The sequence below is a fragment of the Bacteroidota bacterium genome (assembly GCA_038746285.1).
Lineage (GTDB): Bacteria > Bacteroidota > Rhodothermia > Rhodothermales > JANQRZ01 > JANQRZ01.
In genome coordinates this window covers 49486-65767 of record JBCDKT010000020.1, presented here as the reverse complement: position 1 = coordinate 65767, position 16282 = coordinate 49486, and the positions used below count along the sequence as shown (strand labels likewise).

At 69.7% G+C, this 16282-nt stretch carries 10 protein-coding genes and 1 tRNA gene; 2 read left to right on the top strand and 9 right to left on the bottom strand.

Features of this window, described 5'->3' with window-relative positions; translation table 11 throughout:
- The 5 genes from AAGI91_08580 to AAGI91_08560 all read right to left on the bottom strand — a co-directional run.
- Window positions 1–1060: ATP-dependent metallopeptidase FtsH/Yme1/Tma family protein (locus AAGI91_08580; protein ID MEM1042669.1), on the bottom strand; the 1060-nt coding region annotated here is incomplete at its 3' end.
- A 116-nt stretch (window positions 1061–1176) separates the two neighbouring features.
- The gene (locus AAGI91_08575) at window positions 1177–4344 is read right to left on the bottom strand and encodes a tetratricopeptide repeat protein (protein ID MEM1042668.1); all 3168 of its coding nucleotides are present in this window, start codon (window positions 4342–4344) and stop codon (window positions 1177–1179) included.
- A 147-nt stretch (window positions 4345–4491) separates the two neighbouring features.
- A complete protein-coding gene (pyk, locus tag AAGI91_08570; GenBank protein ID MEM1042667.1) occupies window positions 4492–5916 on the bottom strand; it encodes a pyruvate kinase in 1425 nt (474 codons plus the stop codon).
- Window positions 5917–6058: 142 nt separating this feature from the next.
- Window positions 6059–6415: a PAS domain-containing protein gene (locus AAGI91_08565; protein ID MEM1042666.1), complete on the bottom strand. Its 357-nt coding sequence runs from the start codon at window positions 6413–6415 to the stop codon at window positions 6059–6061.
- Between the two features lie 246 nt (window positions 6416–6661).
- The gene (locus tag AAGI91_08560) at window positions 6662–7342 is read right to left on the bottom strand and encodes a response regulator transcription factor (GenBank protein ID MEM1042665.1); all 681 of its coding nucleotides are present in this window, start codon (window positions 7340–7342) and stop codon (window positions 6662–6664) included.
- A gap of 266 nt (window positions 7343–7608) precedes the next feature.
- Here AAGI91_08560 and AAGI91_08555 point away from each other — a divergent pair, with 266 nt between their 5' ends.
- Together AAGI91_08555 and gyrA are read left to right on the top strand one after the other, a co-directional pair.
- Window positions 7609–8544, top strand: a complete 936-nt coding sequence (locus AAGI91_08555; protein MEM1042664.1) for a DUF2279 domain-containing protein — start codon at window positions 7609–7611, stop codon at window positions 8542–8544.
- Between the two features lie 205 nt (window positions 8545–8749).
- Window positions 8750–11425, top strand: coding sequence for a DNA gyrase subunit A (gene gyrA, locus AAGI91_08550; GenBank protein ID MEM1042663.1), 2676 nt, complete (start codon window positions 8750–8752; stop codon window positions 11423–11425).
- Window positions 11426–11428: 3 nt separating this feature from the next.
- Here gyrA and AAGI91_08545 read toward each other — a convergent pair whose 3' ends face one another.
- The 4 genes from AAGI91_08545 to AAGI91_08530 form a co-directional block, all read right to left on the bottom strand.
- Window positions 11429–13465 carry a glycoside hydrolase family 97 protein gene (locus AAGI91_08545; GenBank protein MEM1042662.1) on the bottom strand — a complete coding sequence of 679 codons (2037 nt, stop codon included), beginning with the start codon at window positions 13463–13465 and terminating at the stop codon, window positions 11429–11431.
- 19 nt (window positions 13466–13484) lie between these two features.
- Window positions 13485–15134 carry a sodium:solute symporter gene (locus AAGI91_08540; protein ID MEM1042661.1) on the bottom strand — a complete coding sequence of 550 codons (1650 nt, stop codon included), beginning with the start codon at window positions 15132–15134 and terminating at the stop codon, window positions 13485–13487.
- A gap of 53 nt (window positions 15135–15187) precedes the next feature.
- Entirely contained in the window at window positions 15188–16072 is an 885-nt protein-coding gene (locus AAGI91_08535; protein ID MEM1042660.1) for a nuclease, read from the bottom strand.
- Window positions 16073–16158: 86 nt separating this feature from the next.
- Window positions 16159–16231: transfer RNA gene (locus tag AAGI91_08530), tRNA-Ala, on the bottom strand.
- Window positions 16232–16282 lie beyond the last annotated feature (51 nt).

Genomic DNA, 16282 nt, shown 5'->3' with positions numbered 1-16282 from the left:
TGAGCACGAGCCCCGTGTTCGCCTCGAAGCCGTCCATCTCGACGAGGAGCTGGTTGAGCGTGTTCTCGCGCTCGTCGTTGCCGCCCATCACGGCCCCCTTGCCGCGGCTCCGGCCGATGGCGTCGATCTCGTCGATGAAGATGATGCACGGGGCTTTCTCCTTCGCCTGCTTGAAGAGGTCGCGCACGCGCGCCGCGCCGACGCCGACGAACATCTCGACGAAGTCGGAGCCGGAGAGGCTGAAGAACGGGACCTGGGCCTCGCCTGCGACGGCTTTGGCGAGGAGCGTCTTGCCGGTGCCGGGCGGCCCGACGAGGAGCACGCCCTTCGGCAGCTTGCCGCCGAGGCGGGTGAACTTCTTCGGGTTCTTGAGGAAGTCAACGACCTCCTCGACCTCCTCCTTCGCCTCGTCGAGGCCGGCCACGTCGTTGAAGGTGAGTTGCTGGCCGTCCATCGCGTCGAACAGGCTGGCCTTGCTCTTGCCGATGTTGAGCACCTGCTGGCCGGGCCCGCCCATCCGGCGGATCAGGAACAGCCACAGGAAGACGAGGAGGGCGAGCGGGAAGACCCACGCGAGAATGCCGCCGAACCAGTTCTCCCGCGTCTCCGCGGCGAAGCTGACCGCGCCCGAGGCGGCACCCGCGTCCACGGCGTCGTTATGCTCGGTGAGGAAGGCCGTGAGGTCGTGGTCCTCGGGCTTGACCGAGGTGAAGCGGCGCTCGGCGACCGACGGATCTTCGCTGGCGAAGCCCTGCGGCGGTTCGGTCTTCGGCACCTTGCTCTCGTCGACGGCCTCGGCCGTGAAGAGGCCCTCGATCTTGCGGTCGTTAATGACGGTGACTTCCTCGACGTAGCCGTTCTCGACGTGGCCGAGGAAGGCGCTGTAGTCGAGGTCGTTGCTCGGGGTGCCGCCCCAGAGGTAGGCCTGGACGACGAGCAGGCCGAGGAAGATCGCCAGGTAGATCCAGAGCGAGAAGCGAGGGCGGCGCGACTCGCCGGTCGCTCTCGGCTTGTCCTCGCCGCGGCGGGGGTTCATCGTGTCGCGTTTGTCCTGCGCCATATGCAGTCTTCTCTATCCGAGCCCTGGGCGGCAGACCTGTGCCGCGACGGGAGAAATGGGGACGGGCGGTACCATCGCCCCGCTTCTAGGGTTCCGTTCCGCGGCCGGCGGAAGCGCTATTGATCCCCGCTTCCGAAAATGTCGCTCGCCTGCTCGATGGCTCCGCGCCCCGGCCCGAGGCGGTACGGCGCGTACGCTTCGGGATCGGCGACGCCGCCGACGGTGGGTACGCGCTCCGGCAATGCGGCCCGTGCGGCCTCGGCCTCGGCCTCGGTGCTGAAGAGTCCGACGAGCACCTGGTAGGTGACGTTGTCTTCGCGCTCCGAGGCGTCTACGACGGTGTTGATGGCCGCCCGGTAGCCCTGGAAGAAGACCGACGCGAGCGCGCCCTCGGCCTCGGTTCTGTCGCTGGACTCCATCAGCAGCCACGCGTAAGCCCCCTTGCGGTGCTGGATCGGGTCATCGCCCCGCAGTGCCGGGTCATCCGGTGCGCCGGCGGCTAGGTCGCTGCCGTCCGCCGCCAGCGAGTCGGCCGCGGCGGAGCCGGCCGCGGCCACGCGGTCCGGGCGCAGGCTGTCGAGGGCACCGCGCAGCGCCTGGGCGCGCTCGGCATACGGCGTCCCCGGAAAGTCCGACTCGATGCTGGCGTAGAGCACGTCGAGCCAGGGGTCCTCGTCCGGCGCTGCGTTCTCCGGTTCCGCCGGCGGACCGCCCGTCGAGTCCGCCGCGGCGAGCGTGGAGTCTGTCGTCGTCACCACGGAGTCTGCGCCCGTAGCCATCGGGTCGAACGCCGCGGGGTCAAGCGCCGCCGGGTCGAACGACGCCGGGTCGCCCTCCACACCGGACGGCAGTTCGAGGGGGTCTGGACCGAGCGTCTCCGGATCGATGTCCGCCGATTCGGCCGGAAAGATCAGCGTGCCTGCGGAGTCCACCACGACTCCTTCGGCGTCCTCGAACAGGCCTTCTCCGAACGGGTCGGCCGGGGCCTCGTCTTCGGCAGCCTCGGTGTCCTCCTGCATTTCCTCGCCGCCCTCGTCCGGCGCTTCGGCCGGCACGCGGGTCGTGTCGGGCGGCGGGAGAAAGAGCAAGGCTTCGTCGATGGCAGAGGCCAGAGCGGGTGTGGGTGCGAGGAGCGTCTCCTCGTCGCCAGCGGCCCACTCGGTGTAGACTGCGCCTGCGGCGAGGCGGGCCCGGGCCGCGACGGGCGTGTTGGCGTAGCGGTTGCTCAGGGTGAGCATTTGGTCGAGCGCCTGCTCGTGCGCGCCCGTCTGCCAGGTGGCGAAGGCGGCGTCGTAGGCGGCCTCGGCCAGGCTCAGCGAGTCCACGGCGAGGCCCTGGTCGGCGGGGGCGAGGCCGAGCTGGGCGCGCGCCTGCTCGGCGAAGCGCGAGTCGGGGTAGCGAGCGAGGATGTCGCTGTAGAGCCGCTCGGCCTCGGCGTCGTTGCCGAGGACGCGCTCGGCCTCGGCAAGGGCGAAGTAGGCGCGCTGTGCAACCGCCGGGTCGGCGTCTTCGCCGAGCGCGCTGCGGTAGAGCACGATCGCCGAGTCCGGCCGGCTGAGCGAGAGGAAGAGGGTGTTGCCCAGTTCGAAGCGCGCCGCGGCCCGGTCGGCGCGCATGATCCGCTGCGCGGCGTCGGTGCGGGGCACGGCGGAGACGTCGACGAACGTCTCGCGCGCGAGGCTCTGGGCCTGGGCGTCCGGCGTGCCGCCGAGGGTCTCGTCCAGGTTCCGGGCGACCCCGGCTGCGGCCGTGACGGCCTGGGCGCGGCGCCAGTTGGGGGCGTAGGGAACCTCGCCCCAGCGGCCCTGGAAGGCGATGAGTTCTTCCTGCACCCGGACGGGGTTGCGGTAGTCGAGGAAGCCGAAATCGCCCCCGACGGTGCCGGCACCGCCGGTCGCTCCCCCTCCCCCGGCGTCGTCCTCGGGCCGGCCGCCGATGCCCCCGACCGGCACGCCGCCGAAGCCCTGCTCGGACCGGCGGCGGGCGAGGTCGCGCTCGCGCTCGCGGGCTTCGCGCTCGCGCTGGGCCCGGATCTGGGCGATCGCCGCGTCGAAGTCTTCGTCGTTCAGGCCGCCGAGGTAGAGGAGCGAGTCCATCTCGGCGATCTCCCCCGCCACGCCCGCGTACGCCCCGAACGCATCGGCCAGGAGGGTGGCGTCGGTGATGGCCTGGGGCGTGGTGCGCTCCTCGGCGAGCGAGACCTCGCGGATGGTGGTGGCCGCTGTGTCGTAGTGGGCGGCGGCACTGATGTAGTCCGTCAAGCCGTCGCGGTAGACCCCGGCCAGGCGGTAGTGGACCGGTCCCCGGATCGAGCCCATCTGCATCGTCGGATCGGGGTCGTAGAGGAGGTCGAGGAGGAGGTCGCGCGCGTCGCCCGGCCGCCCGACGGCAGCGAGCACCTGGGCGCGCTTCATCTCGATCTCGCCCCGGTTCTCGAAGTTCTTGTCGTCGCGCCCCATCTGCCTCAGCAGCCGGAGGGCCTCGTCGCCTTCGCCGCTCTGGCTGCGCGCCACGGCTTCGGAGACGCCTGCGGCGTAGGCTAGTTCGTAGCGCGGCCGCGTGTCGAGCGCGCGCCGGTAGGCGGCGGCGGCCTCGGCCGGCTCGTCAATCGTCTCGTAGACCTGCCCGAGCAGAAACTCGGCGCGGGCGGTCAGCTCGCGGTCTCGGATGCCGACGATGCCCTCGCGCAGCGACGTGACGGCCTCGATCCAGTTGCCCGCCCGCACGTCGGTCTCGGCGAGGGCGAGGCGCATCCGGGCCGCCCACACCTCGCGCACGTCCGACCGGTCGAGCCCCTCGCGCAGCGCGAGCGCGGCGTCCTCGTACTGCTCCGCCGCCACGAGCGTGCGGCCCAGCCAGAACCACGCCTCGTCGACGAGCTTGGGCTCGCCTGCCTCGATGACCTCGCGGAACTTCTCCTCGGCCCCGGACCAGTCGCCCTGGTAGAAGCGCGCCTTCCCGATCAGCAGCAGGGCGTCGTCGACCCACTTCGAGTTGGGATGCTCGCGCAGCAGGTCGGCCCCCTTCTCGATGGACTTCTCGAAGCCCGCGCGCTGCTCGCCGCCCTCGCGGGGCTCGTAGAACAGCGCGAGGTAGCGCTCGCGGTCGACCCGGGTCTCGGCCTTGAGGAGCTGCTCCTCCTCGCGGTTGAACTCGATCTTGGCGTTGTAGAAGGTGTTGTAGTACGACGTGAAGTTGTCGTAGCGCTGCCCGAAGATCCGGCTGCACCCGGCGAGGGCGGACCCCAGCACGAGCACGGCGAGGAGGGCGGGGAGACGGCGCATCGGCACGAGGAGGTGATCGGGACCCAGGGACCGGCTAACGCCGAGGAGAATACGAAATTGTGCGGGGCGGGCAAGCAACGAACGACGGGCTACGAACGACGAGCGGGATGTCCGTTCGTCGCTCGCCGCTCGTACCTCGTCGCTCGCCTAGAGCTGGCTCACATGGACCATGTTCGTCAGGCCCTTCGCCGGGAGGGGGAGGCCGGCGGTGATGATGATCTTGTCGCCGGGCTTGGCCACGCCGCGCTCGGTCAGGATGCGGCGGACGGTGCCGATGCCGTCGTCGGTGTGGTGCTGGAAAGGAACGCCGATGCCCTGCGTCCCCCAGACGAGAGCGAGCCGCCCGACGACCCGCTGCTCGTCGGTGAAGGCGTAGACCGGCACTGAGGGCCGGTGGCGCGCCACGGCCTGCGCCGTCGAGCCGGAGTGGGTGAGGCAGGCGATCGCCACCGCCCCGACCTTGCGCGCTAGCTCGACGGCGGTGTAGGAAATGGCCTCGGTCACGCGGCTCCCGTCGGGGTGGACCTCCGGGGTGACCTGCCAGCTGCCGAGGTTGCGGCGGTTCTGCTCGGCGGTGCGGATGATGCCGGCCATCGCCTCGACGGCGCGGACGGGGTAGGTGCCGGCGGCGGTCTCGCCGGAGAGCATCACCGCGTCGGAGCCGTCGAGCACGGCGTTGGCCACGTCCGAGGCTTCGGCGCGCGTCGGGCGCGGGTTCTCGATCATCGACTCGAGCATCTGCGTCGCCGTGATGACCGGCGTCGCGGCCTCGAGGCACTTGCGGATGATGCGCTTCTGCACGATCGGCACCTCCTGCATCGGCATCTCGATGCCGAGGTCGCCGCGCGCGATCATGACGCCGTCCACCTTGCCCAGGATCTCGTCGAAGTGGTCGACCGCCTCGGGCTTCTCGATCTTGGCGATCACCCCGACCTCGCGCCCGCTCTCGCGGACGCGCTCCAGGAGGGCGTCCACGTCGCTCACCGTGCGGACGAACGAGAGCGCGACGAGGTCCACGTTGTTGGCCAGCCCGAACGCGAGGTCGTCGAGGTCCTTTTCCGTCATCGACGGGCGGGAGGTGCGGATGTGCGGCAGGTTGACGCCCTTCTTCGAGCGCAGCGGACCGCCGACGACCACCTCGGTGGCAACGTCGGCCCCGTGGGTCTCGGTGACGCGCAGTTCGATCAGCCCGTCGTCGATCAGGATGCGCCCGCCGGGCTCCAGGTCGTCGGCGAGCGAGTCGTAGGAGACGAAGGCGCGCTCCTGGGTGCTGACCTCCAGCGGCTCGCTCGTGAGCACGAGGGTCTGGCCTTGCTCGATCGGCACGCTCCCCTCGGCCATGTTGCCGAGCCGGATTTTGGGGCCCTGCAGGTCCTGGAGGATCGGGACGACGCGGCCGGCGCGCTCGGCCTCCTCCCGGACGAGCCGGATCGTCGCCCGGTGGTCGTCGTGGGTGCCGTGGGAGAAGTTCAGCCGGGCCACGTCCATGCCCGCGCCGATCAGTCCGCGGATGACGTCGGGGCTGGAGCTAGCGGGGCCGAGGGTGCAGACGATTTTGGTGCGGCGTTCCATGAGGTCGAGAGCGAGAGCAGCGGGGTGAGACGGAAGATACTCCGCCTCACGACCTCAGACGGGGCTGAAGCAGCGTCCAGCGCTCGGGACGCCTTCTCCCTGCCCCGCACCCAGAGGCGCGTCATGTCTCTCGTTCGCCAGCTCATCGCAGGGCCTCGTCTGTGCGGGGCCGCTGCAGAGCTCGGAGGCTCAGGAGCATGCCGCGCGCGTCCGGGTCCGCCAGCAGGTTGTGTGCCTGGACCTCGACGGACTGCCACGCCCCTTCGGCTGCCCGGAAGCGCACCTGCCCGCCCTCCTGCCTTACCAGTTCGTCGAACGCCTTCCGTACCGGCCGGATATCCTCCGCATGGACGAAGAGGAGCCCTGCCGCTCCGGCGACCTCGTCCGGCCTGTGGCCGAGCAGCGGCTCGATGGCCGCGCTCTGGTACTGCACCGTTCCGTGGCAGTCTACCAGCGAAAGCGTGTACGAGGGGAGTCCTTTCTGCGCGGTGGTTTCCATGGTCCTCTTCCTAGCGTAGGCGAACGAACAGTGGCGGCGGGCCTCCAGTGTCGCACGGGGGCGGGACGCTGCACGCGGTGTCACTCTACCTACTTACTGCAAGAAGAGGCTCCCGCCTATCGGGATGCATAGTATTCTGACATAGGGGAGACCCTATTCCCGCGCCTGTGCCCACGCCACCCTAGCGCGCTTCGCGAAGCCACAATCCTGACCTCGCGAGCCTGACCTCGCAGCCGCTCACACGCCCTAGCTGCCCGCCACGCGGCCGGAGGTGCGCACCCAGTCCACGGCGAAGCGCATCAGCTCGCTCGCGTTCTTGAGGTCCATCTTGCGCTTGATGTTGGCGCGGTAGGACTCGATCGTCTTGATGCTCAGGTTGAGCCGGTCGGCAACTTCGCGCGTGGGGACGCCCTGGCCGAGGAGTTGGAGTACCTCCAGTTCGCGGTCGGAGAGCTGGCCGACGCCGCCTTTTTCAGGGTCGCTCGTGCCCTCCACGGCGCGGCGCAGCAGCTTCGCCGAGAGCTCGTCGCTGAGGTAGAGCTCGCCGCCCATGACCTTGTCGATGGCCGAGGCGATCTCGGCCGTGGCGCGCTGCTTCATCACGTAGCCCTGCGCCCCGGCCCGCAGCGCACGCTCCGCGTAGAACGACTCGTCGTGCATCGACATCATCAGGATCGGCATCTCGACGCTCCGCTCGCGGATCTGCTTGACGAGTTCGAGGCCGCTCAGGCCCTGCAGCGATACGTCGATGATGGCGAGGTCGAACGCCTCATCGGAGGCCAGGTCGAGCGCCTCTGGGGCCGAACCCACCTGGGCCGTCACCTCGTAGCCGTCGAGTTGGTCGATGAGCTGTTCGATCCCCTGGCGCACGATCGGATGGTCGTCCACCACCAGCATCCGCACCCGGTTGGTCTCCACGCTCGCCATAGTCAGTCCCGTCTAGGAGTCAGAAAAACAGTCCGCACCAGGCTTATCCGCATTATTCCAAAGCCCAGGCACGCACGTCCGCTAGGCCGAATATACAACGTTCGATGCCTGAAAGGGAGACCGCACTTTGCCCTCATCATCGGGTGCACACATCGTCTTGAGGCTACTCTTTGTCTTGAGGCAACTCTGCCGCTGGGCACCAAGCTCCGCCCTTTCGTCCGTAGCTTGGCCCCGCCTCTTCCCTGCCTGTGCCGATCTGCCCGCCCATGCCCTCGCCCTGGTTCCGCCGTCTCCTCTGGATTGCGGTGCTCGTCGGTGCTGGCGCGCTGCCGGCGCAGGCGCAGGCGCTGATCGGGGCGGTGCCGGCTGCGGCTGACACGACGCGTCCGTGGGGGCTCGACCATACTCTTCGTCTCCGCGCCGACACTCTGCGCGCGGAGAAGAGACCGGTCAGCGCGTGGCGGATCACTGCCGTCACGGGCCTCAGCGTCGGGGCGGGCCTAGCGGTGCTGGAGACGCAGCGGCGGCGCTGGTGGGCCGACCGCAACCCGCGCTTCCGCGTCCTCAACGACTGGGCGTACGTGCGCTGGAGCGACAAGATTGGGCACGTCTACTCGTCGTCGTTCTTCACCCGGTACTACCGGGCCTCGTTCGAGTGGGCGGGCGTCTCGGAGCGGACGGCCCCGCTGTGGGCGGCGGGGGCGGCGTGGACGCAGATGCTCTACTACGAGATCCTCGACGGCTTCGGCCCGATCTGGGGCTTCTCCCCCGGCGACCTGGCCTTCAACACGGTCGGCGTCGGGTTCACGACGGCGCAGGCCTACGTCCCGGCCCTGAACGCGTTCACGCTCAAGGCGAGCTACTGGCCCAGCGGCTGGGAGGGCAAGAACTTCACCGACGACTACGCCGGGCAGACGTTCTGGCTGACGGCCAACCCGCACCGCCTCGCCCCGGCCGGGGCCTTCAAGGAGGCGATGCCGGAGTGGCTAAACCTCGCCGTCGGCTACGCCGCCCGCGACCGCGACGAGATCGACTTTCTCACGACGAGCTACGTCTACCTCGCGCTCGACATCGAGCCGACCATCCTGCCGCTCCGAGGCAAGGCGTGGGAGACCGTGGCCGGGTGGCTGCGCCATGTCCACTTCCCCGCGCCCGGCATCCGGCTGACGCCGCGCCCGGCGTTCGTGCTGGTGGCGTACTGAGGGCTGGTTCGGCGCAGAGGGGGTTCTTGCGGCGTGGAGGGCGGGGAAAGCGAGGAGAGACGAGAGCGTCGGCGCAGAGCGCGGCGGGGTCGGTACCTTTCTCGGCTTTCATTTCCATTCCCTCCATTCCCTCCGTCTGACAGGCCCCTGACGCTGCGATTTCGTACCTTGCACGGACTGCGAACCTGCCAACGCCCGCCCCCTCATGGAGCCTACCGACGACCTCGGCGGCACGCCCTCCAACGGCGCGCCGTCTAACCGCATCATCCCGATCAACATCGAGGAGGAGATGCGCTCCTCCTACATCGACTACTCGATGTCGGTCATCGTCAGCCGGGCGCTGCCGGACGTGCGCGACGGCCTGAAGCCGGTCCAACGCCGCGTCCTCTACGGGATGAACGACCTCGGGCTGACGCCCGGCAAGGCGCACCGCAAGAGCGCCCGTATCGTCGGCGAGGTGCTCGGCAAGTACCACCCGCACGGCGACCAGTCGGTTTACCAGGCGATGGTGAGGCTCGCGCAGGAGTTCTCGATGCGGACCCCGCTCGTAGACGGGCAGGGCAACTTCGGCTCGGTCGACGGCGACGCCGCCGCCGCGATGCGCTACACCGAGGCGCGGATGACGCCCGCCGCCGCCGCCCTCCTCGACGACCTCGAAAAGGAGACCGTCGAGTTCGTCCCCAACTTCGACGACTCGCTGGAGGAGCCGACCGTCTTCCCGGCGGCGCTCCCGAACCTCCTGATGAACGGCGCGTCGGGCATCGCTGTCGGGATGGCGACCAACATCCCGCCGCACAACCTCCCGGAGCTCGTCGACGGCATCGTCGCGCTCATCGACGACCCGGAGATGGGAAACGACGACCTCGCCGAGCACATCAAAGCGCCGGACTTCCCGACGGGCGGGGTGATCTACGGCCATAGCGGCGTCCGGCAGGCGTACCGCACCGGGCGCGGGCGCTGCGTGATCCGCGCCACGATGCACGAGGAGGTGCTGCGCGGGTCCCGCAACGCGCTCATCGTAACCGAAATCCCGTACCAGGTCAACAAGAGCACGCTGATCGAGAAGATCGCCGCGAGCGTGCGCGACAAGCGGATCGAGGGCATCTCGGACATGCGCGACGAGTCCGACCGCGACGGGATGCGGATCGTGATGGAGCTCAAGAAGGACGCCGTCCCGGCCGTCGTCCAGAACCAACTCTTCAAGTACACCCAGCTCCAGCAGACGTTCGGGATCAACATGGTCGCGCTCGTCGGCGGGCGTCCCCGGACGCTGACGCTGCGCGAGACCGTGCAGCACTACATCGACCACCGGCACGAGATCGTCCTGCGCCGGACGGAGTTCGACCTCCGCAAGGCCGAGGAGCGGGCCCACATCCTGGAGGGCCTCGTCGTCGCCCTCGACCACCTCGACGAGGTGATCGCGATCATCCGCCACTCGGCCGACACGGAGTCGGCCCGGCGCAACCTGATGGCGGGGCTCTACCCCGAGCAGCTCACGCCGGAGCAGCGCCAGCGCCTCGAACTGCCGGCCGGCGGCACGTCCGAGGCCGACGCCCTCTTCGCGCTCAGTGAGGCCCAGGCCGACGCCATCCTCGCGCTCCGCCTCTCGCGGCTCACCGGCCTCGCGCGCGAGCAGATCATGGCCGAGTACCGCGAGATCCTCCAGGAGATCGAACGCCTGGGGAGCATCCTCGCCTCGCGCGAGCTGCGGATGCAGATCGTCAAGGACGAACTCGTCGCCATGCGCGAGCGCTTCGGCAACGAGCGCCGGACCGAGATCGACTACGTCGGCGGCGGCGACATCGACTGGGAGGACCTGATCGAGGACGAGCCGGTGATCGTGACGGTCAGCCACCAGGGCCTCGTCAAGCGGACCTCGATCACCGAGTACCGCCAGCAGGGGCGCGGCGGGCGCGGGCTGATCGGGGCCGGCACGCGCGACGAAGACTTCGTCGAGCACCTGTTCACGTCGAGCACGCACGACTACATGCTCTTCTTCACCGACGCCGGGCAGTGCTACTGGCTGCGCGTCTACGAAGTCCCCGAGGGCGGGCGCACCGCGAAGGGCCGGAGCATCCGCAACCTGATCCAGATCGCCCAGGACGACCGCGTCCGCGCCGTGCTCTCGGTCCCGAAGGCCGACTTCGAGAGCGAGGCGTTCTTGGAGAACCACCACGTCCTGATGGCGACCAAACGCGGGCAGGTCAAGAAGACCTCGCTTCACGCCTTCCGCCGCCCCCTCGTCACCGGCATCATCGCCATCGACATCGTGGAGGGCGACGAGCTGATCGAGGCCAAGCTCACCGACGGCGACACCGAGGTCATCCTCGGCGCGACGAACGGGAAGACCGTCCGCTTCCACGAGTCCGACGCCCGCCCGATGGGCCGTAAGACGCGCGGCGTGCGCGGGATGAGCCTGGACGACGACGACGAACTGGTCGGGATGCTCGCCGTCAAGCGCGACGGCGCGAGCGTGCTGACGGTCTCTGAGCGCGGCTACGGCAAGCGCAGCCCGCTCGAGGAGTACCGCCTCCAAAGCCGCGGCGGCAAGGGCATCTTCACGATGAAGACGACCCCGAAGACGGGCCGCCTCGTCGCGCTCAAGAGCGTGATCGACGAGGACGACCTGATGATCGTCACCCAGAACGGCATCACGATCCGCATGCGGGTCGCCGGCATCCGCGAGATGGGCCGCAACACGCAGGGCGTCCGCGTGATCAACCTCAAGCCCGGCGACGCGATCGCCGACGTGGCCCGCCTCATCCTGGATGTGGACGACGAGGCCATGACGTCTCCGAGCGGCGATGGTTCGGCTGCGCTCACCACAGGCTCCGCGGCCGAACCGACAGCGGAAACGCCCGAAGCACCGGAGACGGCGTAGGACCTAGTCCACCGGCGCGAAGCGGACGGCGAGGCCGCCGCCCGGCGCGAGGTCTACGCGGAACGGCTCGCCCGCCCGCACCTCGCGCGTCTCGACGACGTAGTCCAGCGGGTTCGTCTCCCAGTCGGCGTCGTCCCCGTCGCGGTACACGGTCGCGGTGTAGGTGCGCCCGGCGTCGAGGAAGCCAAGCGCCACGTCGACGGTGCGCAGCGCGGCGTCGTTCTTCGCACCGAGGTACCAGTCCTCCGAGTTCCGGTCCTTGCGGGCGATGGTGACATAGTCGCCGATCTTGGCTTCGAGCACGCGCGTGTCGGCCCAGTCGACGGGGACCTCCTTGATGAACTGGAAGGCGTCCAGGTGCGGGGCGTAGTTCTCGACGAGGTCGGCGGCCATGTGGAGCGGGCTGTAGAGGACGACGTAGAGCGCAAGCTGCCCGGCGAGCGTCGTCGGGACGGCGTTGGCACCCTCCCCCTCGGCGTCGAGGTCGAAGATGCCGGGCGTGAAGTCCATCGGGCCGGCGAGCATCCGGGTGAAGACGAGCGTCGGGACGTGGTCGGGGCCGTTGCCGCCGCCCCAGGCGGCGTTGTACTCCTGCCCTCGCGCGCCCTCGCGCGTCATCAGGTTGGGGTAGGTCCGGCGGAGGCCGGTGTCCTTGACCGGCTCGTGGATGTTGACCGACACCTGGTGCCGCGCCGCGGCCTCGACCGAGCGCTGGTAGTGGTTCACCATCGCCTGCCCGTAGTTCCACTCGCGCGTCGTGTCGCCTGCGGCGGTGACGTGCGGAAAGTGCATCCCCCAGTCGACGTAGCCCGTCTTGACGGCCCGCACGCCGAGGCGGTTCATGAGCGCGAAGGCGTCGTCAAGTTGGGCCTCGTAGTTCGGGATGCCGCCGCCGGTCTCGTGGTGCCCGATGAGGCGGGTGCCGCGCTCGCGGGCGTAGGCCGCCAGCCCCTCGAGGTCGTAGTCGGGGTACGGCTCGGTGAAGGAGAAGGCGGACTTGCCGGCGGTCCAGTCGCCGTCCCAGCCCCGGTTCCAGCCCTCGACGAGGACGCCGTCGAAGCCGTGCTCGGCGGCGAAGTCGATGTAGCGCCGGGCGTGCTCGGTCGTCGCGCCGTGGTTAGGCCCGCTGCTCCAGGACCACTGGCCGAGGTGCATCGCCCACCAGATGCCGACGTACTTGCCGGGCTGCGCCCACGACACGTCGCCGAGCGCGTTCGGCTCGTTGAGGTTGAGGACGGTATAGTTCGTGACGAGGTCGCCCGGCGTGTCGCCGATGAGAAGCACGCGCCACGGCGAGCGGTGCGGCGCTTCGGCATAGACCCGGACGCCGGTACTCCACGGCGCGAGGTCAGCCTGGAACGCGGTCGGCCCGACGCGGCGAAGCTGCATCGCCGCGTAGTCTACGAGGGCGGCCTCGTGAACGGCGACGAACGGCCCACCGCTGGGAAACGCCATTGTCATCGGCGTGTGGAGCACGTAGCCCGCCCGGTCCAGGGGCGACTGCTCGTAGAGGTACTCGTAGCGGTTGTTCTCGTACGCCCGAATCCACCACGCCTCCGGGTTCTCGGCGAAGCGGAACGCGGTCAGCTCGTCTATGATCTCGAACGGCCCGAGGGTCCACTGCTCAGGCCACTCGTACCGGAACCCGACCCCGTCGTCGAAGACCCGGAAGACCAGATTCATCTCGCGCGCGTGTCGCCCGAGCAGTTGCGACAGCGTGAGCCGCAGCTCGTTGTGGTGATCGCGGACCTGCTCGACCTCGCCCCACGGCTGCGTCCACGTCTCGTCGACCGTGTTCCGCGCCGTGTCTCTGATCCGCATCCCCACCCCGAGCGTGTCGCTGCGCCCGAGCACAATCCCGAGGCGCGACGGGAGGACGAGCGGCTGCCCGTCGCGGTCCACGCGGTAGGTCGGCGCGCCGTCCGAGGTGAGATCGACGGTGACGACGATGCGTCCGTCGGGCGAGGCGACCGTAGCGGGCTGCGCCGTCACAGCGCCAGCCAGGAAAAGGGCGAGGGCGAAGACAAGGGCATGGTACATGGCGAAGCGATGGGGTAGTTCACGAGAAGAACAGCCAGACCGCGCCAACGAGCGCGACGAGGAGGACGGTCAGGATGCCGTCGGTGCGGCGCCAGCCGGGGGCGGGCGAGGGAGCCTGCCCCGCGCCGGCATCGTCGGCCGTGGCGAAGGTCAACCCGGCGATCTGCGCGCGCGGCGGCGGGGCCGTCGCAAGGCTCACCGCGACGAGCACGGCGACGCAGACGGCGAAGAGTAGGATGGCGATGTGGAGAAAGTTGATCTCGGCGAGGGTTGCCGCCAGCGACCCGGCGGCGAGGCCGGTCTGGTCGGGGCCGTGGACGGCCTCCAGCGCCAGCCGCCCGAGGCCGAGGGCGAGCCCGACGAGGAGCGAGGCAAGGGCCCCCTGCGCGTTCGCCCGCGACCAGAGCAGGCCGAACAGGAAGACGGCGGCAATCGGCGGCGAGATGTAGGCCTGGACCGACTGGATGTAGACGTACAGCCCCCCCTCGGCGGCCTCGACGAACGGAATCCACGCCAGCCCGAGGACGGTCAGCGCGACCGTCGAGAGCCGCCCGACCCAGACGAGCTGCCGCTCCGACGCCTCGGGCCGGAGCCGCTTGTAGACGTCCCAGGTGATGAGCGTGGACGACGAGTTGAAGACGCTCGAGAGCGACGACATGAGCGCCGCCAGGAGGCCCGCGATCACGAGGCCGCGCAGCCCCGCCGGCAGGAGGGTCGCCACCAGCTTCGGGAGCGCCTCGTTCGCGTTGCCGAGCGTCATCGCGCCCTGCGCGACGAGCGCCGCCGCTAGCATCCCCGGCAGCACGAAGATGAACAGCGGCAGGAGCTTCAGGAAGCCCGCGAAGATCGTCCCCCGCCGCGCCTCGTCCACCGAGCGCGCCGAAAGCGTGCGCTGCACGATGAACTGGTCCGTGCACCAGTACCACACCCCCAGGATCGGCGCGCCGAACAGGATGCCGGTCCACGGGAAGTCCGGGTCCGTCGCCGGCTTCCACATGTCGAAGAAGTCCGGCCCGACTTCGGCCGCGAGCGCGTCCCATCCGCCGACGGCGGCCAGCCCAGCGACCGTCACTGCTGCGGCTCCGCCGACGAGCACGAACGTCTGCAAGAGGTCCGTGTAGAGCACCGCCCGGAGACCGCCAAAGACGGTGTACGCGCCCGTCGCCAGGACCACGACGAACGCGCCCGTCCAGAACGGCACCCCGATCGCCGAGAACACGACCGCCCCGGCAAAGATGGTCACCGAGATTTTGGTCAGGACGTAGGCCAGGATGCTGACGGTCGCCAGGTACCACCGCGCGCCGGCCGAGTAGCGCCGCTCCAGGAACTCGGGCATCGTGAAGACGCCGCTCGTGAGGTAGAACGGCACGAACACCCAGCCGAGGAGCAGCAGAATCAGCGAGGCCAGCACCTCGAACTGCCCCGGCGCCACCCCGCTCGTCGCCCCCGACCCGGCCAGGCCGACGAGGTGCTCGCTCCCGATGTTCGAGGCGAAGAGCGACGCGCCGATGACGAACCACCCGACGTTGCGCCCGGCGAGGAAGTAGTCCGCTGAGTCCTCACCGCCCTGCCGCCGCTCCCGCAGCGTCCCGGCGATCGCCACGCCGAAGACGACGGCGAAGTAGAGCGCGATGACGCCCCAGTCGAGCGAGCCGAGACCGAGTTCCATGAGCTATGCAGGCAGCGTGCGAAGCGCAAGTATAGCGATGCGCGCACTCCCCGTCACGGGGCGGCGCTGCTCACCCAGGCCGTCCACCACAGGTCGCGGAGCATCGTCGCCCCGGCCGCGAGGCGGCCGACGGTGAAGCGCTCGTGCGCGGCCCCTGTCGTCTCCGGCCCGAACGGCTCGGCGAGGTCGAGTTCGTAGAGGCGCTCGACGAGGCGGTGGCTGTCGTCGATGTACGACCAGATGGCCGGCCGCAGCTTCCCGAAGCTCTGGGGCGGTTCCACGAGCGCGGCCTCGACCTGCGGCAGCGTGATGCGCGCCTGCACGTAGGTGCTCTCGAACCGGCCGTGGAAGCCGCGCTCGGTCGTGAAGCCGCGTGGGTTGTCGCCCACCCAGCCGTTGAAGTGGATCGTCGTGTGGTGCGGGTTCGACGCGTCGGCGACGTAGTGCCCGAGGATGCCCGCGTCGTTCAGGATGCGGGCCTCGATCCAGGCGCGCTCGGCCTCGCTCTCCGACGCCCTCCACAGCCGGAAGCCGACGCGAAGCTGCTGGGTGAGTTCGAGCATCTGGTACGGCAGCAGCCCCACCGTGCTCGGTCGCTCGCCGTGGACGAACAGCGAGTCGACGAAGGCGAGGCGGTCGGGCGCGTCCAGCGCCCCGGGCGGGACCAGCTCGAGGTCGACGTAGTGCTCCGGGGCGCGGGCCGCGTTGAGGGCCGGGTCGAAGCCGCGCTCGACCCAGTCGCGCCAGCGGTCCGGCTCGGGGTTGAGGTAGGCGAGGTGCTCGGTGGCGTCGCGGAAGAAGACCGGCATTGCCTCGGGGAGCGCCGCCGTCGCCGCGTGCCCGATCAGGCGGTGGCCGTGCTCGCCCCAGCGCGGCTCCGGCAAGGCTAAGCCGAGGAGCGAGACCAGCAGGGCGGGCGCGAGAAGTCCGAGGCGCATGGGTTCGGGGGTCTAGCGACGAGAGCGAGCACGGGGGTTTCTAGCCAAAAAGCGCCTCCCACAGGGTGAGAGACGCTTTCGGAATGTGGAGCTAAGGAGATTCGAACTCCTGACCTCTGCAATGCCATTGCAGCGCTCTACCAACTGAGCTATAGCCCCAGCGCACGCCGTTTCCGGCAGGGCGGACAATCTACCATGCGCAGGCGCGGC